The sequence below is a fragment of the Sphingomonas sp. SAFR-052 genome (assembly GCF_051965015.1).
Lineage (GTDB): Bacteria > Pseudomonadota > Alphaproteobacteria > Sphingomonadales > Sphingomonadaceae > Sphingomonas.
This window is the reverse complement of record NZ_JBQCMO010000014.1, coordinates 21872-41533: the sequence shown is the minus strand read 5'-3', so window position 1 is coordinate 41533 and position 19662 is coordinate 21872. Positions and strand designations below refer to the sequence as shown.

The following is a 19662-nucleotide window of genomic DNA, read 5'->3' as shown; positions in this document are numbered from 1 at the left end:
GCGTCGGACACCTCCAGGCCGCCGAACTTCGCCTTCCATGCATAGTAGGTCGCGCTCGACATGCCGTGCTTGCGGCACAGCTCCGTCACCACTGCACCCGCCTCAGCCTCCTTCAAGATGCCGATGATCTGCTCTTCCGAAAATTGCTTCCGCTTCATTCCGTCCGTCCCTTCGAGGGCCGGTCTCTAGGTCCAGGTGGATGAAGAAACGGGGGTCACGTCAAGCAGAATTGTGCTCCTCTATAGTCGTCAGGATAGTGTACAGATTTGTATCGCTTCAATGTTATCCTGTTTCAGCCAATTTGGCGCGATTTTGCTTTGGCAACAATAAGTTTTTCCCGCATTTTGGAATACTCAGATCGCATTCGAAAGTCCGGAAATGACTCGAAATAGCTTAAGTAACCCTGAACTTCTCTAAGCTTAACTATATCAACCTTATCCGATTTTAATAAATTATAGCAAGCGGCGCGAATATTACGCCGTATCTCTCGCGGTGGGAGAACGCTGTCGCTAATAGTGGCCCCCGTGATTGCGCGCCGCGAAGAGGGGCCGTTTATACGAGATTTTTTCTCGTTGATCCTCATTCCATACTTCGAATTGAGGATTGTTTTTGCTGCATCGATCGCTGACGTTACCTGATGTTTGTTATCGCCACTGAATGTTAGATCGTCGGCGTAACGAGAATACTTTAGCCCGTTACCCTCCGCGATAGACGCGCAGATAACATCTGATTCGTACAGAACGGCGTTCGAGATGACGGGGCTCGCGGGTCCGCCTTGTGGGAGAGAGCCAAGATAGGTGCAAAGCCGCTTAATCGTCGTCGCTTCGCGGACCGAAAAGCCGTTTGTCATAAGTAACCGCTGAACGGCTTCCTCATTTATCGATGGAAAAAAATCTTCAATATCGATTGTTCCTACCCAGTGCGATCCGCGATGTACATGAGCATTCGTCACCGACGACCTACTTCTTCTAAAGGAATGTACTGCGTCGTGGACAGGCAAATCCCGTAGAACGTAGTCTGCGATAAAGCGCTGCACGGTCTTAAGGAAGACTCGAGGCGCTTCAATCTTACGAAAAGCGCCGGATGATTTTCGTATTTCAAATGTTCTGTAATTAGGTTCAGGCTTTATTGCCATTCGAAGAAGAAGAAGTGGGGAAACTCCCATCGATAAAGCGATTCCCGAGTAATCCCACTTATCGCTCGACCCAATGCGCGCCAACTCTAATTGGCGGATGGTCGAGAACGATAAATAATTCGGAAAAATGTCATCTGAGGAAACTAACGGGCCAGTTTCTTCTATTAACTGCCTTGAGATCCGGGGCCAATAAGATCGGACCCGAGGAACGCAGGGGCCGGGCTTATTGGCCCCGGACCCTTGTATGTCTATTCTATCGTTTGCGGACTGCGCTACGCCGTCCAATCCCGCGAACGTCTCCTCAGATGACCGTACTACCCTATCCGCCCAGAGGTCTCGCAGCAAGAACAATCGTTCTCGGTCTCTACTTAAGCGCTGCTTCTTGGAAAGGTAGTAGTTTCCATGTGACGTGAGTGAGAAGAGATCAGGATCCCTATGAACACGTACCACTTGCCGCATATCCGATGCATCGATTAAAAACCTTTGAAGATCGCTTTCATCAGGCGCGCTACCTGCTTCCGGCAGTACCATAGAAAGGTAGTTGCTCAACTCGCTCGCTGACGCTGGTTGCAAAATGCCCAGTGCCCATAAAATGCCAGCGCGATTTAGGGAAGAACTCATGCAGCGCCTCGCTTCGGTCGCCCCCGCCGATCCATTACATACATACTACGACGTGCGCGCATGCGATGTAATACGGTTTCAGGATTGTAGGTTTGCAAAGAAGTAATATCGGCACGACCAACTGCTTCGCCGTAGGCAACTGGACCCGATGCTAAGAAATTATGGCCAACAGCGTCGGCGCTATCGGCGATAACAACGATGTCTACGCCTTTGGCTCGGATTGATTTGTTACTGGCCATATGCCATCCGAATAGACCTAATTCGCTCCATCCGGCTGCCCCGCTGGCAATAACGACAACCGCGTTACAGCTGTTCCCAATGAAATTTAATTCTCGACCCAGCGTGTTACTTTCGTCACCCAATCTTGAGTCTGTCATACCTTGAGACTGACCTATAACAACTTGGAATCCATCGGATTCCAGAAGATTCTTGATCTTTGAACAAAGTTGGGCGGCGGGAGATAAGTCACTCTCTTTAATAGTTGGACCACAAAGTAGTATGGTGAATGGCCGCTCGTCCCCAGCATCCATAAGCGATTTGCGATGTGCTTCAATGCGCATATCTACACCGCGACGTCGGCGCTGCGTCTTTTCTGCAGGACTACTTAAAATGGAAGGAGGGTCTTGAAGTATTTCCGGTAGCTGATCTGCCATAACAGTCTGTATTGCATCGAGTATCAGCTTGTAGACCTCGCCACTACGGTCGTTTGGTTTGCAAATCGAGGAATGATTGGAATCGACAGGAATGGGCGTCACGTTTGGTATGCCCGGATCGGCGCTCGACGGTGATACGATTAGCGCTCCCCCTACCGTCGGTTTGGCTTCAACGAAGACCATATGTTTCGAATCCGGCAGGATGTTCGATCGATACCAACTCGTTAAGTCGCGAAGGATAGGTGAGTCCAAATCCAGCTCATCAACGGTCTTGGTGAAACGTAAGAGCTTTTGAATAAATATTGGTATTTTTCGGTGGATAGTGGCGCCGGTGTGCGGCGTCCCCAAAAAAACAACAAGCCGAATACGTTTCAGTAAAAGATCATATCGAGGATTGGTCGATCGGTGATCTTTAAGGTGCCTGATGATTGCCTTGATGACATTGCCACCTAAACTATGCCCTATAAGAGCTAGTGGTGCATCACAGTAAGTAGCGTCGACCGCAATTTGCGACGCAACATTAGCGGCACGATCGGTAAGCGTCATGCCGTCCGATCTCCACCGAGTGGGCGACGCGTCATACTCGACGGACGAAACCCTCACGCCTGGAGCGTCCTCAGCCAACCAGCTTGGCCAAAAAACCTTTTCTTTGCCTGGGCATGTCCAGGTCTCTTGGTGGTGTCCATTCAGACCATGAAAGAACAGGATGTTAAGCCGAACTTCGCAGTCGGTACCGGCAACCTGATGGATTACAGACATCCTGTCCTAGACCGCTCCATGATCATAGGGCCCTTTCTGAGCCTAAGAGAACGTTTAGCCATGGGAGTGCTCGGCCGCCAGTCCCCAGCGAAGGCAAACTTGTTGTTGGACTACGTACAGTCGTTGGCGAAGGCCATGATGTCTCTTCGCTAGGCTAATCTTGGACAGGTTCCCTTTCAGGGTCGCTATCCATCCGTAGTGAGAGAACCTTACCTTATGGCTGTTCCGTTTGCGTATACCTTACCGAGGCAAGTGGATGAGACACATTCAGATGGGTCAACTGTCTTATAAAGGTTGATTTTGTATTTTGAGACAACCAGAATGCAACCTCTAGACGCTATTGAGACAGAGGTGGTTATGCGCGTAGGGTATGCACGTGTCAGTTCGGTGGGACAGTCATTAGACGTGCAACTCGACGGATTGAGCGCTGCGGGTTGCGAGAAAGTTTTCGCCGAGAAGCGGAGCGGCACAACGACGGCGGGGCGGGACGCGCTCGCTGAAGCTTTATCTTTCGTTCGCGACGGGGATGCCTTTGTAGTAACTCGATTAGATCGCCTTGCTCGATCCGCGAGTGATCTTCATTCGATTGTTAAGCGTTTGGCTGACAAGGGGGTATCGTTCCAGTGCCTGCAACAAGGCGGTATGGACACAACCAGTTCGACAGGTAAACTTTTGCTTGGTGTCCTAGCGTCAATAGCTGAGTTTGAGGCTGACATTCGCCGGGAGCGCCAGCGGGAAGGCATCGACCGTGCGAAGGAAGCGGGGGTTTACAAGGGCCGTAGGCCGACTGTTGACGGCAACGCTGTACGCGCTTTGCGGCAACAAGGCGTTGGCGGAAGCGAGATTGCCAAGCGGTTAGGTATTGGGCGGGCAAGCGTTTATCGAGCGCTACGATCTGACAACCCTAGTAACGCGCTGTCTTTCAAGTGAAGTCCTAGACCGAGCCAAGGCGCGGCATCCGGATGGTGCCTAACAGGCTGAAGGGGACAGAAAGAGCCATCCACAGGAAAGGGTGGCGTCTGTTCACGCCCCAAACAGACCTGTCGCGAGCAGCGGCGGGCGGCATGGCTGGGCGTTGAGTGACTGCCTACGGCAACTGTTACCGCTCGGCGATCCGTTGAAGACGGGAAGGGCCAGGAGAAGACGGCATCGCCGAGCGTTTGCCCTCACGCACCACTCTTCGATAGCACGAATGCAACAAGGAAGCCGCAGACGGCAATAAGTCCTGAATAGTCGTGGGTCGCCTCTGTCGCTTTGGGGATCATCGTATCGACTAGCATCGCGAGAATAGCGCCAGCGGCGACTGCCGTTACGCCGGCGATTAAGTCCGGACTGCTGCCAGCAAGCGTGATGTTGCCGATCATGGCCGCAATGGCCGATGCGACCGCGATGCCACCCCAGACGCCAAAGATGTAGCGCGCGCCATGGCCAGCAGCCTTCATGCCCGCCGCACTCGATAGGCCTTCTGGGACGTTCGAGAGGAACACCGCTGCTACCGTAACCATGCTCACTCCGCCGCCGCTGAGCAGGCTTACGCCGATAACGACGGACTCTGGGATGCCATCCAGCAGCGCGCCGATCGCGATGGCCGTCCCCGAGCCCGAGCTGGCGTCCGGCTGGCTCTCGTCCGGGTTCGAACCTGAGCGTTTGCGGTGCTTGGCCCCACGTCGCGATACGACGATGTTAGCAAGCGTGTAGACGGCAGCGCCGCCCAAGAAACCGAACGCTGTCGAGTCGAAGCCGCCTTGCTGGAACGCTTCGTCCATAAGGTCGAACGCAACTGCCGAGATCAGCACGCCGGCGCCAATCGCCATGACCGAGGCAATCAACCGCTGTGGCAGGCGGACGAAATATGCGATCAATGCCCCGATGAGCAGAGCGGAGCCGCCAACCAGTCCCCAGAAGCCCGCGGCCCAGATGCCGGTCATGATCTGGACAGCACCGGTTTGAAGCGGCCAGCGGTTCCCATCATGACATCTCCCGTACCTGCATCCGTCGCAGCACACGCGACTTACGTCTCAACTGGAAGGTCGATCCGCAGCAGCAAGTCGGACGTAACGTTATTCGCACCCGACGCCGTCACCGTCACGATCGAGCCGCCTGCTGTAGCCGGGGTCGCCAGCACGAACAGGCGCCGCGCCGACCGCCCGTGCTGCGGCACAGTTTGGGAAGTTCGTGCTTTCGGATAGATTCCGACGCGTGTCCCGGAGCGGCTGTCGGATGCTCGATCGATGGCAGTGGTAGCCGGTCCCGCCCTTTCGATCATTATGGCAGCCAGCAGCGTTCAAACCGCCGGGCGTCACTAGAAGAGCGAGGAGTTGGATCGCGGAAACGAATGCAGCGGAAGCGATCGATTTGCACCTTCCGAACCGGTGCGGCTGACGCATAGCTGCGCCAGCCGCGTTGGCTCACTTGCTCGAAGTCTGAACGACCATCGGCGCCGGCGCTGCCGTGCCTGTGAAGGCAACCGGCACGTCTTCATCGAGATAGCCAGTGATGTTCGAGCCGGCGGGGATGCGCGCGCTCGTCCCCGTCATGAAGAAGCCTGCTACCGGCACCAATGCAATCGCACCGACGACACCCGCCGTTCCGGTCACACCCTTATCGTCCATCTGACCGGACAGGCGGAGGCGACGACCGTTCGTTTCGACATAGACCAAACGGGCGCCGATACGGCCCGACTTGCCCCACATGCCCTTGTTACGAATGTCGGTGACTTCGCCAACAGCATGCGCTCCGACCGGGATGACGGTCACACCGTTGACCTGCACCGCCTCGGCGACTTCGAGGTTAAAGCGCTGGCCGACCTTTAACTTCTTGCCTTCAGTGGTGAGGCCATCGAGCGTGCGAAGGACGACGGACGTTCCTGCGCGGAGAACCGACGCGTCGCCTCCGACGACCACTGCTGTTGCTGGCGCTGCCGGCGCTACGGCAGCGGTCTGAGCATGCGCAGAGGATGCCAGCATGACGCTAGCGGCAAGCAAAAGTGCCTTTTTCATATAGCCCCCAAATTCGATTCGGCCCCCCGGCCGAACTGCCGTAATCGACTACCAGTTCGATGTGACGTCAATAGGCCTGCTGACCTTCGCCCAACACTTCGGCTTGGAGAATCTACTACCTTTCATGCTGACGGCTGCCGTTCACTCCGCCAGCCCAAGCGAGAGCAGCATCAGGAAGAACGCGAGCGACGTGAACGACACGACATGGAGCAACGCGACAGTGCGCCAAAGGGCACTGAAACGGCGAAGCTCATAGCCATGTCGCAACTGCTTATACATGTGGACCGGCGGCACGATAAAGAGCGCGCTCCAGGCGATCGTCCGGCCAAACCCGCCAAGCGTCCAGCCGACTAATGTCAGCACCACAACCATCAGCGACATGAACGCGATCGAGTAGGTGGCGAAGACCGCATGGTCGTACAGACCGAAGCGAGGCCGCCACGCAAACATGACCCACAGGAAGGGCAGGGACATGGGGATCAGCGCCCAACTGTACTTATACCCGCTGCTCTTCATTTTGTAGAACAGCAGCTTGGGGTTCTCGCGTGCCTGATCGATCTTCTGTTGAAGCCACGCGCCGGCGCCGTCCTTTGCGTCCGTGCCTTGTACGGGAGACGAAACCTGCAGCTTGCCCGCGTCGGCTGCCTTACCTGGAACGAACCGTTCGGCGATCCGCAACCCTCGCAGTTCGTTACGAGCCTCATTGAGCTTCTCATCGATCGAAGAAGTGTCCCCGCCCGCCTTCGCTACGGTGGCACGCTCGGCGGTCAGCCGCTCCACTTGCTCCTGACCTTTGTCGATCGACGTGGCGAGATCCTGCCGTGCCGCTTCGACATTTGGCGTCTTGGCCTCGATGTCGCTTGGTGAGAACCAGCCGGGCACGTTGCTGACGACAACGAACATCAGGAAGACCGAGAACAGGAACATCGCCATCGGCGTCACGTACTTCGCCCGCTCTCCGTCGATGTACCGGCGGGTCAACCGCCCGGGCTGGAACGCGAGCATCGGCAAGGTCGACCAGAACTTGCCTTCGAAATGGAACACGCCGTGCAGGACGTCATGGGCAAAGCCGGTGATGTCGCGATGCAGATGCGCCGCCTGTCCGCACGCGTGGCAATAGTCGCCAGTTAGTGGCGTTCCGCAATTGGCGCAGTCGTGCCCTTGCAAATGATGGGCATCGTTATGGGCAGGTGCATGACCCGGATGATCCAAGGTCCGTGCCGCGAGTCCGCCCGTAACCAGCGCCCCTACATCGTCCATACTGTCCATGATGCCCGTCCCCCCCCGGTCGGTCGAATATTAATCGCCTTTGCCGCACCTTAGGTCTGGTCTGCTCGGGCGGCTACCGCGTCATTCACAATCAGATTGGCACACGAGGCCCGCCCAGCAAACAGCTTATGCAGCGCTACGGAAAAGGCTGCCTCCTCCGTCATCAACTCGCAATAATATCCTACCATGCTACCCGGACATGGAAACGAACGACTCCGCGCATCTGGCGCGAAGGGTCCTCATCGGGAGGATCGAAACCCTGGCCATCGGCCGGACCGATGCAGCGCTCAGCTTCGAAGGGAGGCTGGCCGCAGAGAACGGTTGGAGCGAGGACTTCGCTGCAAGGGTCACGGTGGAGTATCGCCGCTTCCTCGCCCTAATCGCGATATGCGACGATCAACTCACCCCTTCTGACGCGGTCGATCAGGCATGGCACCTGCACCTGACCTTTACCCGCGACTACTGGCATGGCCTGTGTCGTGACACCATTGGGCGGGACATTCACCACGAACCAACCAGTGGCGGCTGCGAACAGCGCGAACATTACCGCGACCGTTATGCCTATACCCTCGAACGCTATCGCGAGACGTTCGGCAACCCGCCACCTTCAGACATCTGGCCTGACCCGGAACACCGTTTCGAACGTCGCTTCGTGCGCGTCGATATAGTCGAGGCTCCTGATCCAGCCATTGCGAAATGGACGGCAATCGGTGCCGGTACGATGGCGGTGATGGTGATCGCCGGCCAACATCTTGCGGTGGCGGTCGTCCTCGCAATGATTGCTGTTGCTGCGCTTTGCCGGTTATTCGGCAAGTTTCGTCGTGTCGACGGGGACGGTTTCGAATGGGATTTGTTCGCCTTTGATGGAGCGGGTGGCGGTGATTGCGGCGACGGCGGAAGCGACGGGGGCTGCGGCGGCGGTTGTGGTGGGGGATGCAGCTGAACCCCGGCCCCGACCAAACTCAACCCGTCTTGCGAAACGTTCCCTATTCGTTCTACGTTCCACTGCCCGCCAGCCGGGCGACTCGACACGACAAGGGAGCTTCCAATGCAGCACGACCTGCGTCTGCGTGCAGCTGCGCGCGCGATCTATGACGCCTGCTATCCATCCGATGACTGGGCACGGTTCGGGTTCGACGAGGCCGAGCGCTATGGCACCGTCGAGTACCGACAGGCGGTCGACGCGGCACAGCAGGCGCGATGTGTCCTTGCGGCACGTGGTGAGCAGCTGACGCTGTCGGTCCTGCCATGAGGCGGAAGGGCGAACGTCCGTTACCGGTGTATCTCGACACATGGTCCGACACCCATCCAGTTGCCCGTGCGATCGCTACTGGATCGTGGTGGTTCGACGCTTGGGTTGCACAAAAGACGACGCCTTACGAAGCGCTATCCCGGCTGACGGGCATTCCGCAAAAGCGGCTGGCGACAATCTCGGCGCGGGACCGAGTCTCGCTGGCCGAGCTGGATGCCTTGGCTCGCGCTTGGTCGATCAGCGCCGCCGATTTGCGCGAGTCCGTGCCGCCCGAACTGGTCGTACCGTGAGCGGGCAGGACGCCAGCCGCCGGTTTGTCACTGAAGCAATTAAGCAGTACCAGCGCGTCATGGAAGCGGCCCACCAGCGGTCTATGCGCAGTAACGGATACCCGAGCCAGCGGCCGATGTGCGATCGGTGGCCAGTGAGGCGGTAATCGTATACAACGTGACGTTCATAAGTTCGCTGGCTAAAGCAGCTTAAGCGCGGGCTCTGGCGGTTTGCATATCCTAAGCAGTCCGCCGGACGGCGTTAGTATCTGCTGATCCAATCGTAGAAGCACCTTGTCGAACGTGTGGAATTCCGAAGCGTCGCAGGACATCGCAGCAGCTAAATGCACAGCGTCAGGAGGCTTTAGGCCAGCAAGACCGCTTTGCATAAGCTGACGGGCAAGTGTGCCAACGTATCGATCGACAGGCACGATGAGTATGTAATCGTTTCGGAAAAAATCTGAAAGAATGTCAGGGTCTTCGTTTTTAATGGAATCGTCTTTACATACCTCGGCGAGGGATAGTCCGGACGTTGCGATCTCAATTGTCTTCTTCGTCGCCAATTCGATTACGTGATTACAGAGCCGCCCACGGTCCTCGATGCCGCCCCCTTTGGTCGGAACCGACTCTTGGATTATCGTCGCGATCCACATGCACGCATCCCATGCCACCCGCCTAGGCTTCACCATTACGGACCTTCTCTAAGTAATCCCCGGAAGTCAGTCCGCGAGTGAACTGTTTGTTGATAATATCTCGAACTTGCGGCAACGCTTCTAGCGGATCCGCAAAGTCTAGCCGCTCCACGTCCGCTTGGCTGAGTTTTCCGATCGAACGATACCTTAGAACCCCAATGGCCGTAACACGGCGCTTGCGCCAAACCACATTCGCGACTGGCTCCTCTTCGAGAGCCTGCAACGCGGAACCGGAAAGGATGCAACGAACATCTTTACCGGTAATGCGATTTTTAATGATGATGTACGGCCGTCCGTAACCATCTTCACCGACATTTTGGATGTGTCCCTCGATACTGCCAAGCTCACGGTATGGATGAATTGGATCTTCGTCGCGGACGGCATCTAGATTTTTGATAGCCACGACTGCGCCGGCGGGTTTAATCAGCGCAATCTGCTTTTCTCCATCTCCAATACCGGTTTCGGTAAGACTAGTAGCTATGCGGCGAATAAAGCGATCTGCTACCTCTGCCACGTTGTCGTTAAAATAAAGTGGACGGACATTGCTCGTCTGCAACTGTAAGAGGCCGGCAACAACTTCATTACGCGCTGTAGCAGCTATTTCCTCTCCGTCGCTATGCCCGTGCCGAGAAAATGCTTCAACCGTCACCCGCGCGGGACTATTCTTGCTCAGACCCACGACGCGCCAGTCAAAGCGTTCTACGTCATCTCCAGTGATGGACGCAGCCACCACGTTCACCATCTCGAAAAAATCCTGAATCTGGGCCAAAAGATCCCCGAGCAGCGGGGCGTCATCCGCGCCACGTCCCGCGATACTCAGTTCGACCTTAGTGGTCATCAGCTTTCATTTCGCCCCGGACATGCCAACCGTCGGCTGACATAGAGCCTGACAATTGCGCTGGGGTAAAGGCCGATTAATCCCGCGTGGCAGTGGAGCGGCCAGCAGGTCACATAGACCTCGCAAGACCACGCCGATCAGCCGACCGTCTTGCGCGTCGGGAACTCCGGTCCGCGAACCGTCATTGCCGCCGCGTCATAAGGCCGTTGCAATGCGACCACCTCGTCATAGGTGCCGCGCAACCACGTCTCGACGTCCTCCGGTCGCAGTATCGTTATCATCGCCTTCGGATGGATCGGCGCGACCAGTTCGTTTGGATCGCATGTCACCATAGTGAAGCCCGCGCCCTCGACCGTCTGTTGCCAGAACCCGGCTACCGCGAACGTCGGCTGGTCAGTGACCTGAAACCACATCTCTCCCTTCAGCGGCGGCTTGCCGTCGCCAAGGTCGTGCTTGTCCGGCGTCCATTCGCAGAACTCGGTGAGTGGCACCAAGCAACGGTTCGCCGGATCGGCCGCCAGCTTACGCCACTGCGGGAGCTTCAGGTTTCGGACGTTCGTCATTGGCCATGCCGCCTGACCGCCCAGCACGTCCCACGACATGATGTCCCAGCCGCGTTCACCGTCCTGTTCCCGGATGACGTAAGCCCGCCCCTTTGGCCGCAACTCCTGCGGATTGAACCGGTTGTCACGAGGACGCTCGGGAAACAGCTTCGCGGCTGATCCGAACAGGTCAGCGGGTTCGCCGGCGAAGCGGGCTCGATTGCACATGGGTGGGAACATAGTTGCGCACATCTCGGCCGCCAGTGTCTCCGTAGGCTGGTTTGGAAGTAGTGCGATCCGTCTTGCGAGTAGGCGGCCGATGGGGGCAAGTTGGACTGGCGGCGCGAATGGATGGCGAGGCCGAACCCCTTACGTTCGGGACGCCACGCCCTTCGCGGCCCTGAGTAACGGGAGGCAGGCAATGTTCCATGCGATCGGTGCGGCACTTCTGGCGGCAAGCACGACTCCGGCCGATGCGGGTGCGGTCATAGCAACGTTCGACCGCACCTTCTGCCGCGCAGGAGCGAGCCGGCTGGACACGTCCGATCTGACTTCGATCGGGATGACGCTTGTACGAAACGACGTGGCGAAGGGCGTCGATTACGCGGTGGATGGTCCGGTGCCCAAGAACGACCGAATCATTCGCAGGTGGGAAGGCAATTATCGAGGCGGGACCGCAGCCGTGGTGAGCCTGCGTTTCGATTTTGAAGAGGGGAAAGATAGTTCGTCGGCGGCGCTGATCCTGTCCCCGGCGGCGGATCTGACCGTCGAGGCCATTGAACGGCACCTCCGTGGGACGTTTCGATCGGCAGGATCACCGCTGGGACAAGACGGTTTGCGCATCGCCGACACAGGCTCAGTCACCGGCACAACCAAGACCTCGATCTGGTCGCTGCCTGACAGCCAAACGGGTCAGACGGAATGGTTCATAGATTGCCGCGTCGAGGATTTATGACATGGCGGAAGGCGTCTCGCTCTACGATTTGTGGCCGTCTGCCGGATAGCGCTGGCGGAAGACGTTTGTCCCGTTTTAGGACGCGCTACAAAGCGTTACAGCCATACAGTTGGGAAAATTGTTCGGGAACCGCAACTGTTTGTGACTGATTGTCACCGGTTGGACTTCTCAGTTGCGAAAAGGGTTCACCATGGCATTCAGGAACAACGATGCTGTCGTAACGACGTCATCCCTCACGACGATCGACGCCAATGGCGCCGCTGACACCTATATCGCTACCGGCCCTACCGCTTTCGTGTTCGCCGAAGGGTCTACCGGAGACGATGCCCTTATCGGCTTTGGCAGTGACGACGTGATTCTGACGACACGTGCGCTATTCGACGGCAATGACGATGGGTTCATCTCCGCCGGTGTGAACGGCATTATCGATATTGATCGTACCAGCGCCGAGAACGCCGGTGAGGATAACGTCGTGATCGCGTCCGAGCTTCCAACCGCGAACCCCTTCGAGCTCCGCGTTCTAGGAAGCAAGGGTGGTCAGTTTGCTTACGCCGACGGTGCCACGCGAAAGAATCTGTGGGCACAGTTTGGCCAAGAGAACGTGCTCGAAGGAACGATTGGCAACGATACGATCAGTGCTGCCGGCGGTGCCCGTGTCATTCTTCACGACAACGCGCTGGGACTGAATATGGGCGGTGACACGATCTCCGGCTTTGGCGCCGATGATCTGCTGGTTACCACCCGCCAACTCTACGACGGCAACGGCGACGGTACGATCGGCTTCGGCCGTAACCGAGTATTGGATATGTCCGGTACCGGCGGCCCAGACGCTTCCGACCCGAGCAACGGTTTTGGCGGTCAACTTAAGTTCGTTGATTCTAACATCCGGTCGGTCGAGTACCTTGGCTCGCAGGAGCTCAACGGCGTGACCTACTATTACTACGGTACTAGCGGCTCCACGTTCGTTCCCGGTGCGGACGTAGCCTAAGCCTTGGGAGACCCCGTCGCGTTCGGCGTCGGGGTCGTCTGCTCACCGACGTTCGCTCTGAAGGGCTGGCGGGTTGGTAGCCTTGGTTTCCGGCGAGCCGAACCAACCACGTTGGTGACGTTCCGAGACGATCGTGTAGGGCGTGCATGGCAAGGGAGGCCAGGTTGGCACGACCGCCTCGGAACGCTGCTCGCGGGGGAGCGACGCAGGCGAATGCAATCGATCCAATACAATTGGATCGCAATAAGCCGTTGGTATGAAACTCTATCCTACGTTGGTACGGTAGCGGGCGGGACAACGGACGCTCGACCGTCCACTTTGCGTTGTTCACTTTACGTTCCGACCCGCGCTACATGGATCGCATTGATGATTCGGGACAAGCGCTATGGGTACGGTACAGCTTCACGACGTTGCATATGAGCTGATACCCCATTCGCTGCCGTGTTTCCTCATCCGAACGCCGGCTGGGTTTCCCTCGCCTGCACAGGACGACATGGAGGAGCCGATCGACCTTGGGGCGTACCTGGTCGAACATCCGGCCGCATCGTACATCATGCGCGTTGAAGGCGGGTCGATGGCTGGCGCAGGCATCAACGATGGTGATCTGATCGTCGTCAACCGGGCGAAGCGGCCGCGCACTGGATCGATCGTTGTGGCGCTCGTCCATGGCGACCGGACATTGAAGCGCCTGAAGCACATGGACGGACGCCACTGGCTTGTCCCGGAGGCAGAAGGCTTCCCGCACATTCTGGTCGACGAGTACGTCGAGATTTGGGGCGTCGTAGTCGGCGTCGCGCGGCGGGTGTTGTGACCACGCCGATCGCGCTGATTGACTGCAATAATTACTATGTCTCGTGCGAGAGGGCATTCGACCATAGCTTGGTCGGCGTGCCGGTGATCGTGCTGTCGAACAACGACGGCTGCGCGATAGCCCGATCAGCGGAAGCGAAGGCGCTCGGCATAAAAATGGGCGACCCGGCGCACCATCTACGCGATCTGATCCGCGCGCACGGCATTAAGGTCCGGTCGTCGAACTATACCCTTTACGGCGATATGCAGCGACGCGTGTTGGCCGCAGTCGAGCCATTCGTGCGCGACTTCGAGATCTATTCGATCGACGAGATATTTCTTGATCTTGCTGGGTTCGAAGGCCGCGATTTGGTCGCCCATGCTCACGCAATGCGCAGCCAAGTACAGCTATGGACGACGATTCCGACCTGTGTCGGCATTGCGCCGACCAAGACGCTCGCGAAGCTGGCGAACGCGACGGCCAAGAAGCGTGCCGAGTTCGGCGGGGTTGCCGACCTGCGTGACGAGGGCGTTCGCGACGTTGTGCTGCGGACCTTCCCGGCCGAAGACATCTGGGGCGTGGGCGGCGCGACCGCGCGCAAGCTGGCCGACCTGGGCATCACCACCGCAGCATCATTGCGAGACATGCCGCTAAAACAGGCACGACAGATCGGGACCGTCGTGCTGGAGCGGCTGGTGACGGAGTTGCAAGGTGTTCCCGCAGGCGCAGTCGAGACGGTAGAGCCGACCCGCAAGGGCATGGCCGTAACGCGATCGTTCGGGACGCCGGTTCACGACTTTCACGGTATGATGGGGGCACTGTCACAGTACGCTATGCGCGCGGGCGAGAAGCTGCGGCAGCACGGGCTGGTCGCTGGCCGGTTTACCGCCTTCTTCCATACGAACAAGCACAAGCCGGACCGGCCGCAATATGCTGGTTCACGATCGACGACGCTGCACCCGATGACCAGCGACAGTTTCGAACTCATCTCCGCTGCCCGTCGCTGCGCAGAGCGGGCATGGCGGGACGGCTACGCATACACGAAGGCGGGCGTCTTGCTGGACGACCTGCTGCCGGCTGGTGATCGGCCACGCACGTTGTTCGAAGGCGACCGTGCAGCCCGCGAACGGCTGATGGCAGCACTGGACGAAGTGAACAGCAAGTTCGGGCGGTTCACGGCGGTGCCCGCATCGCAAGGATTCAAGCGGCAATGGCGTCTGCGATCTGAGATGAAGTCGCCCGCCTGGACGACAGACCTCACGCAGGTGCCAACTGTGCGGGCTTAGCGAACCATACCCCAAATGCCCGACAGCAGCGCCGCAGCCATTAGCACGGTGAGAACAGCCGCCTCGGCATACAGCAGCCAATCCCGCCATCGCTTTACTGGCGTGTCCCGTCGCTCAGGGCGTCCAGCCGAGCGGCCATATCCATGAAGTGAGCGACGCCCGCTTCGTCGCCAGCGTAGGCCAGCGCTGCGATCCGTTCGGCGATCCAGTCGGGTGCGCGGTCGCCGTGCAAGCGGATTGCGAGTAGCGCCTCTGCCCACCGTTCCTCCTCTGGCCTCATCCTGTTTATTATCCCGCGATCTCCGACGCTTCGTAGCTTCAATAAGTCCGGGCTTAAACTGTATCGTTGCTCCTGCCGCCCGACAATTGATACCTTCGGATGCCCTGAAGGGCAGTGGAGGGATACCATGCTGAAATCCGTGCTTCTCGCCTTCTCGCTTGCTTCGATCGCCACCGTGCCCGCGTCTGCTGCGCCGTGTAAAGACGCCAAGGGGCGGTTCATCAAGTGCCCCGCCGCCCCTGCTAAGGCGGTCAAGTGCAAGGATGCCAAGGGCAAGTTCGCCAAATGCGGTGCGCCTGGCGCCAAACCGGTGAAGTGAACACGTGGTGCCGCTGTGACGGCGGCACCGTCCCAGCTGGGCCGGCGGTGATGGATTGATGCGCTCCGCTGTGATGGATCTCACGACGCTGGGTGAGGCACCACTATCCCGGGATATTCGATCAATGCGATGATTTCGGCGCGCCTGCGCATGTGTAGGCCATCGGGGTTATAGACCCTGTAGGTAAAACCACGCTCGTGGCCAAAAATCTGTGCCCAGTCGTTCTCAGGTACGCCGGCCCGCTCCATCATTCTTGTGACGTTTTTGCGAAAAGAGTGGAAGGCCTTGGTTCGATCGCTGAAGCCCCTGGCTGCTTTGAAGCGTGAGAACTCTCGACCGGCATCAGCGCCAGGCTTCTTCGCTCGTCCCTCCTCGTTAAAGGTCGGCCATACGCGATCCTGATCTGCACCTCGTGCTCGAGAGAGAAGCCAAGATAGATCGCTGTGCACCGGCACCTTGCGATTCCCAGCCGGAGTTTTCGCGTCGACGACTTGGAAGTAAGGGATACTGACGCCGCATTCTTCCGCTACTTGCAACTGACCCCATGTGAGAGAGGCAATCTCATCTAACCGCATGCCCGTGAACATGCCCACCAGAATGATTTCTAGCAGGTCTGAGCGCTTCGGGGTTGGTTCGAGAAGCTGGCGTAGCTCAGTATCTTCCCAGGCCACGTATGGGGCGACATTATAACCGGGGCGCAGCCTGTTATGAAAGCCGTGGAACGGGTTTTCACCTTCGCAATGGCCACGCTTCTTGGACCATGTCCAAAGCTCTTGCAGCACTTGAAGATGCCGATTCAACGTTGCATCGGATAGCCCGCGGTCGCGACCACCGTATCGCTCAATGAGCTGTTGCCAAGACAAGAGCCTCGCCGCCGGCGAACGAGCCCAACTAGGGTCAAGAAGGCGTAACGTGTCGAAGAACGTCGCGGCGTCCTCTGGCCTCACTCCGCGGATCGGGCGGTCACTGAAAAAGCCGCTAAACAGGCGAAAGGTGGCGCGCTTCTGCGGCTCGGTGTTCGTCTCTTTCGCGCCGCTGCGACCTGCAAGCCACTGACGCATGAATGCCTCGGCGAGATCTGAGAACTTAATGTCTTTTGCGGCGGCCGCTGGTTCGATAAGGTTCAATGCTTCCTTGACCACCAATGTCGTTGGCTTAGGGTCCAGCATTCCCTCATCACCTCGGATCGCGACGCCCAACGCATCAAGCACTGCGGTCGCGACGCGTTGTACGAGATCATTGAACCAAGACGATCCCTGGTCGACGACGACGCCACGGTTAGCAAGTAGCCGGTCTGTCACCGCGATGAACCTCGTGAGGTCACCCGCTCGTACCTCGCGGTTCAGTTCGCGAGCCATCTTGCGACGGTGTTCGGAGCTTTCGTCAAAGGCCGTCCGATCGCTCAAAAACTGCGCCTTATCGCGAGCTTCGAGCTCGCCGAGAACCTGCTCGTATGCAGCTCGAACAACGGTGAGCTTAACCCTTTCCGGGGGATCACCTGCTGTGGCGAGCGCGGCAGGTAATATTGGCCGTATTGTGGTACCGCTGCGCAGGGCGTTCCATTGTTCCTCCAGGTCACCGAGGATCGCCAAGGCTGCAATAGTGGCGATGCGATCGTCGCTGGATCCCAGAGACCGGGTGACTACCTTCCGACCGAAAGCGCGCTGCACATCAGCAGGCACAGGCTTGCGCAGCTGCCAGATGTCGATGCCAGGGCGTTTCCACATGTAGCGGGCGAGGACGGTCGTTGTAGCAGCCATTGTAGCAGTAAAGTGTAGCGTTCGTGTTATTGTGTCAACGGAAGAACGTTTCAGGAGGGAATGGGGTTGTAGCAGGTTCGAATCCTGCCGCCCCAGCCATCTGCCTGAAATCGCAGCCAATTGGCTGCTAAGTGTTTGAAGAAGCTGGCTGACTATAAGGGTCAGCGACTGGCACCTGCACAATTGTGCATCGGATTGTGCCAATGCGCTGGCCGGGAAGGCCGCGGTTTTGGACTGTCTTCAACATGTATATCGGCGCGGGCACATTTTCTGGTGGCGCCGAATTCACCGTTTATTGGATAATGGCACCCTAGATGTTCGGCTGTCGCTGCGGACCACCGACCGGAAGGCAGCGCGCAACATAGGGGCGGCGCTCACGGCGGTGACGCCGAGGGTGCTGGAGATGCTCGACAGGCGAGCCAGGCAGAAGACCGATATTACCGAGCAGGAGCTCCAGGCGATCGCCAAGGCGATGTACGAGGAGCGACTGGCGGAGGTATGCACCCTGCAGCGATCGACGCCATACGATGTCGAGGACCACTCGGCCGCCAATCTGGCGTTCGTCGACTATTTCGAGCGCCTGAAAAACCAGGGCGGTCGCATGTCCTTCCTGCCCGCCGAAGAGCGCAAGTTGGAGGCGGAGGGCTGGAGCGCGCAGCGGATCGCCGACCTGCGCACGATCATCGCCATGCGGGAGGAGCAAGGGATCGACCCGATCCGGCAGGACGAGATCGATCGCCATCTTGCCGCCGCGGGTTTCGCGATGGATGACCGGCTGCGCTGGATGCTGGAACTCGCCCTCTACCCGGCGTACCGCGACGTCTATGCTGCCGCAGAGGCGCAGCTGAGAGGTGCGGCCGCGCCCGGGACTGTGGCGTCTGGCAGTTCGCCCACGCCTGCACCGGCGGCGCCGTTCCCCATTCCGGTCGCTGGCGTTCATCCGGCGCCGGTCGGTACGGCTCCGGCGGTGCCGGAGGACTGGCTGCATTGCACTCCCGTCCAGGCAGCGGAGCGGATGATCGCCACGACGCCCCGCCTGCTGGAGCATCGCAAGGGCGGCAAGCGCGAGAAGGATAGCGTCGGCGAACAGACGCTGCGCCAGATCCGCTGGGCCGCCGTGCTGCTGCAGAAGTCATTGCCGCCCGGCACGCCGATGTGGCGGGTCACCAAGGCGGACATCGTCAAGCTCGATAAATGGTTCGATCAGCTCTCCGTCAACTATGGCAAGGCGGCTGGCGACCACGACCTTGGGCAGAGCCTGGCGCAGGCGGCGGCCGTCTTCGCCCATCGAGTCGAGACGGGCGATGTGCCCATGGATCAGATCGGCTTGTCCACCGGCACCGCCAACAAGCATTTCAACAAGCTGGGCCAGATCCACAGCTTCACGCGCAAGGCGGTGCCCATCGCCGAGCCGATCGACTTCGGTGAGTTCACGGCCCCGATCGACAAGGACGAACGCGAGGCGCGGCTGCGCTATACACGTAAGCAGGGCGAGGCGATCTTCCGCCTGCCGCCATGGACCGGCTGCGTCAGCGTCGAGGAGCGACTGAAGCCCGGTCCCAAGGTCATCCACGATGGCCTGTACTACCTGCTGCTGCTGGTCTGGTACACCGGCGCGCGGCGCGAGGAATTGGCCAAGCTCATGCTCGACGATGTCGAGGAGCGGCATGGCATCGACTATCTGCTGATCCGCCCCACCATCACCGGGCGGCTCAAGAACAAGTCCGCCCGGCGCGTGATCGTCATTGCCGATGAGCTGATCCGGCTCGGCTTCCTGCGCTATGTCGAGGCGATGCGCTCGGCCGGGGAGACGCTGCTGTTCCCCGAATTCGTGCCCGGCGGCGATACCAAGCGAAAGCTGGGCGACGTCTTCTACAAGCTGTGGTGGATCTATATCGCGCCTAGCGTGCCCGACCGGAAGCGCGGTCAGGCGATGCACTCCGCCCGCCATACCGTATCGGACGAGCTGAAGGACCAGGAGGTCTTCATTGAGTTCCGCAACGATCTGCTCGGCCACAAGGGGACGGGCGGCGAGGGCATGACCCGCTATCCGGGCCGTGCCTCGCTCGAGAAGCTCAAGGCCACGGTGGCGAAAATCCCGATCGTGACCGGCCATCTGCCCGACCAGCGGACCATCCGCCTCCTGCCGCAGAAACTGCGGCAGGCGCGCCCGACGCGCGCGAAGGGGAACCGCGCATGACGCGCCCCGAGCCAGCCCGGCGGGCTGGGCAGAACAGAAGAAAGAGGGTGCGCAC

The 19662-nt window shown here is 58.8% G+C and carries 22 protein-coding genes; 10 read left to right on the top strand and 12 right to left on the bottom strand.

Features of this window, described 5'->3' with window-relative positions:
- The 3 genes from ACTHQV_RS18035 to ACTHQV_RS18025 form a co-directional block, all read right to left on the bottom strand.
- On the bottom strand, positions 1-158 hold a 158-nt coding region (locus ACTHQV_RS18035; protein ID WP_440492128.1), incomplete at its 3' end, for a transposase.
- Between the two features lie 134 nt (positions 159-292).
- Positions 293-1135 (bottom strand): reverse transcriptase family protein, encoded by an 843-nt coding sequence (locus ACTHQV_RS18030; RefSeq protein WP_440492127.1) that lies wholly within the window; start codon positions 1133-1135, stop codon positions 293-295.
- A 617-nt stretch (positions 1136-1752) separates the two neighbouring features.
- Positions 1753-3168, bottom strand: a complete 1416-nt coding sequence (locus ACTHQV_RS18025) for an esterase/lipase family protein (protein ID WP_440492125.1) — start codon at positions 3166-3168, stop codon at positions 1753-1755.
- A gap of 321 nt (positions 3169-3489) precedes the next feature.
- On the opposite strand from ACTHQV_RS18025, the gene ACTHQV_RS18020 reads away from it, so the two are divergent.
- Positions 3490-4098 carry a recombinase family protein gene (locus tag ACTHQV_RS18020; protein ID WP_440492126.1) on the top strand — a complete coding sequence of 203 codons (609 nt, stop codon included), beginning with the start codon at positions 3490-3492 and terminating at the stop codon, positions 4096-4098.
- A 236-nt stretch (positions 4099-4334) separates the two neighbouring features.
- Here the strand turns inward: ACTHQV_RS18020 and ACTHQV_RS18015 are convergent, their stop codons facing one another.
- The 4 genes from ACTHQV_RS18015 to ACTHQV_RS18000 all read right to left on the bottom strand — a co-directional run bounded on the left by ACTHQV_RS18015 (position 4335) and on the right by ACTHQV_RS18000 (position 7436).
- Positions 4335-5096: a ZIP family metal transporter gene (locus tag ACTHQV_RS18015; RefSeq protein ID WP_440492124.1), complete on the bottom strand. Its 762-nt coding sequence runs from the start codon at positions 5094-5096 to the stop codon at positions 4335-4337.
- A 132-nt stretch (positions 5097-5228) separates the two neighbouring features.
- Positions 5229-5555, bottom strand: a complete 327-nt coding sequence (locus ACTHQV_RS18010; protein WP_440492123.1) for an excalibur calcium-binding domain-containing protein — start codon at positions 5553-5555, stop codon at positions 5229-5231.
- 21 nt (positions 5556-5576) lie between these two features.
- Positions 5577-6167, bottom strand: a complete 591-nt coding sequence (locus tag ACTHQV_RS18005) for a hypothetical protein (RefSeq protein WP_440492122.1) — start codon at positions 6165-6167, stop codon at positions 5577-5579.
- A gap of 141 nt (positions 6168-6308) precedes the next feature.
- Complete coding sequence (locus ACTHQV_RS18000) at positions 6309-7436, bottom strand: DUF3667 domain-containing protein (RefSeq protein ID WP_440492121.1); 1128 nt, start codon at positions 7434-7436, stop codon at positions 6309-6311.
- Positions 7437-7635: 199 nt separating this feature from the next.
- Between ACTHQV_RS18000 and ACTHQV_RS17995 the strand changes: the two genes are divergently transcribed.
- The 3 genes from ACTHQV_RS17995 to ACTHQV_RS17985 all read left to right on the top strand — a co-directional run bounded on the left by ACTHQV_RS17995 (position 7636) and on the right by ACTHQV_RS17985 (position 8978).
- Complete coding sequence (locus ACTHQV_RS17995) at positions 7636-8379, top strand: glycine-rich domain-containing protein (RefSeq protein WP_440492120.1); 744 nt, start codon at positions 7636-7638, stop codon at positions 8377-8379.
- A 105-nt stretch (positions 8380-8484) separates the two neighbouring features.
- Complete coding sequence (locus tag ACTHQV_RS17990) at positions 8485-8688, top strand: hypothetical protein (protein ID WP_440492119.1); 204 nt, start codon at positions 8485-8487, stop codon at positions 8686-8688.
- Positions 8685-8978, top strand: a complete 294-nt coding sequence (locus ACTHQV_RS17985) for a helix-turn-helix domain-containing protein (protein ID WP_440492118.1) — start codon at positions 8685-8687, stop codon at positions 8976-8978. Before ACTHQV_RS17990 ends, ACTHQV_RS17985 begins: the two co-directional genes overlap by 4 nt.
- 179 nt (positions 8979-9157) lie before the next feature.
- On the opposite strand, the gene ACTHQV_RS17980 is transcribed toward ACTHQV_RS17985, so the two are convergent.
- The 3 genes from ACTHQV_RS17980 to ACTHQV_RS17970 all read right to left on the bottom strand — a co-directional run bounded on the left by ACTHQV_RS17980 (position 9158) and on the right by ACTHQV_RS17970 (position 11257).
- The gene (locus ACTHQV_RS17980) at positions 9158-9610 is read right to left on the bottom strand and encodes a PIN domain-containing protein (RefSeq protein WP_440492117.1); all 453 of its coding nucleotides are present in this window, start codon (positions 9608-9610) and stop codon (positions 9158-9160) included.
- Positions 9611-9632: 22 nt separating this feature from the next.
- On the bottom strand, positions 9633-10487 hold the full coding sequence (locus tag ACTHQV_RS17975; protein WP_440492116.1) for a hypothetical protein: 855 nt from the start codon (positions 10485-10487) through the stop codon (positions 9633-9635).
- Positions 10488-10624: 137 nt separating this feature from the next.
- On the bottom strand, positions 10625-11257 hold the full coding sequence (locus ACTHQV_RS17970) for an SOS response-associated peptidase family protein (protein ID WP_440492115.1): 633 nt from the start codon (positions 11255-11257) through the stop codon (positions 10625-10627).
- Between the two features lie 193 nt (positions 11258-11450).
- Here ACTHQV_RS17970 and ACTHQV_RS17965 point away from each other — a divergent pair, with 193 nt between their 5' ends.
- From ACTHQV_RS17965 to ACTHQV_RS17950, 4 genes are all read left to right on the top strand, one after another.
- A complete protein-coding gene (locus ACTHQV_RS17965) occupies positions 11451-11984 on the top strand; it encodes a hypothetical protein (RefSeq protein WP_440492114.1) in 534 nt (177 codons plus the stop codon).
- A gap of 190 nt (positions 11985-12174) precedes the next feature.
- The gene (locus tag ACTHQV_RS17960) at positions 12175-12972 is read left to right on the top strand and encodes a hypothetical protein (RefSeq protein WP_440492113.1); all 798 of its coding nucleotides are present in this window, start codon (positions 12175-12177) and stop codon (positions 12970-12972) included.
- 385 nt (positions 12973-13357) lie between these two features.
- Entirely contained in the window at positions 13358-13783 is a 426-nt protein-coding gene (locus ACTHQV_RS17955) for a LexA family protein (RefSeq protein WP_440492112.1), read from the top strand.
- Positions 13780-15048, top strand: a complete 1269-nt coding sequence (locus tag ACTHQV_RS17950) for a Y-family DNA polymerase (RefSeq protein WP_440492111.1) — start codon at positions 13780-13782, stop codon at positions 15046-15048. Before ACTHQV_RS17955 ends, ACTHQV_RS17950 begins: the two co-directional genes overlap by 4 nt.
- A gap of 94 nt (positions 15049-15142) precedes the next feature.
- Here ACTHQV_RS17950 and ACTHQV_RS17945 read toward each other — a convergent pair whose 3' ends face one another.
- A complete protein-coding gene (locus ACTHQV_RS17945) occupies positions 15143-15328 on the bottom strand; it encodes a DUF6961 family protein (RefSeq protein WP_440492110.1) in 186 nt (61 codons plus the stop codon).
- A 127-nt stretch (positions 15329-15455) separates the two neighbouring features.
- On the opposite strand from ACTHQV_RS17945, the gene ACTHQV_RS17940 reads away from it, so the two are divergent.
- Entirely contained in the window at positions 15456-15647 is a 192-nt protein-coding gene (locus ACTHQV_RS17940) for a hypothetical protein (RefSeq protein ID WP_440492109.1), read from the top strand.
- 80 nt (positions 15648-15727) lie between these two features.
- Here ACTHQV_RS17940 and ACTHQV_RS17935 read toward each other — a convergent pair whose 3' ends face one another.
- Positions 15728-17407, bottom strand: coding sequence for a DUF6538 domain-containing protein (locus ACTHQV_RS17935; RefSeq protein WP_440492108.1), 1680 nt, complete (start codon positions 17405-17407; stop codon positions 15728-15730).
- Positions 17408-17702: 295 nt separating this feature from the next.
- On the opposite strand from ACTHQV_RS17935, the gene ACTHQV_RS17930 reads away from it, so the two are divergent.
- Positions 17703-19607 (top strand): hypothetical protein, encoded by a 1905-nt coding sequence (locus ACTHQV_RS17930; RefSeq protein ID WP_440492107.1) that lies wholly within the window; start codon positions 17703-17705, stop codon positions 19605-19607.
- Positions 19608-19662: the final 55 nt, after the last annotated feature.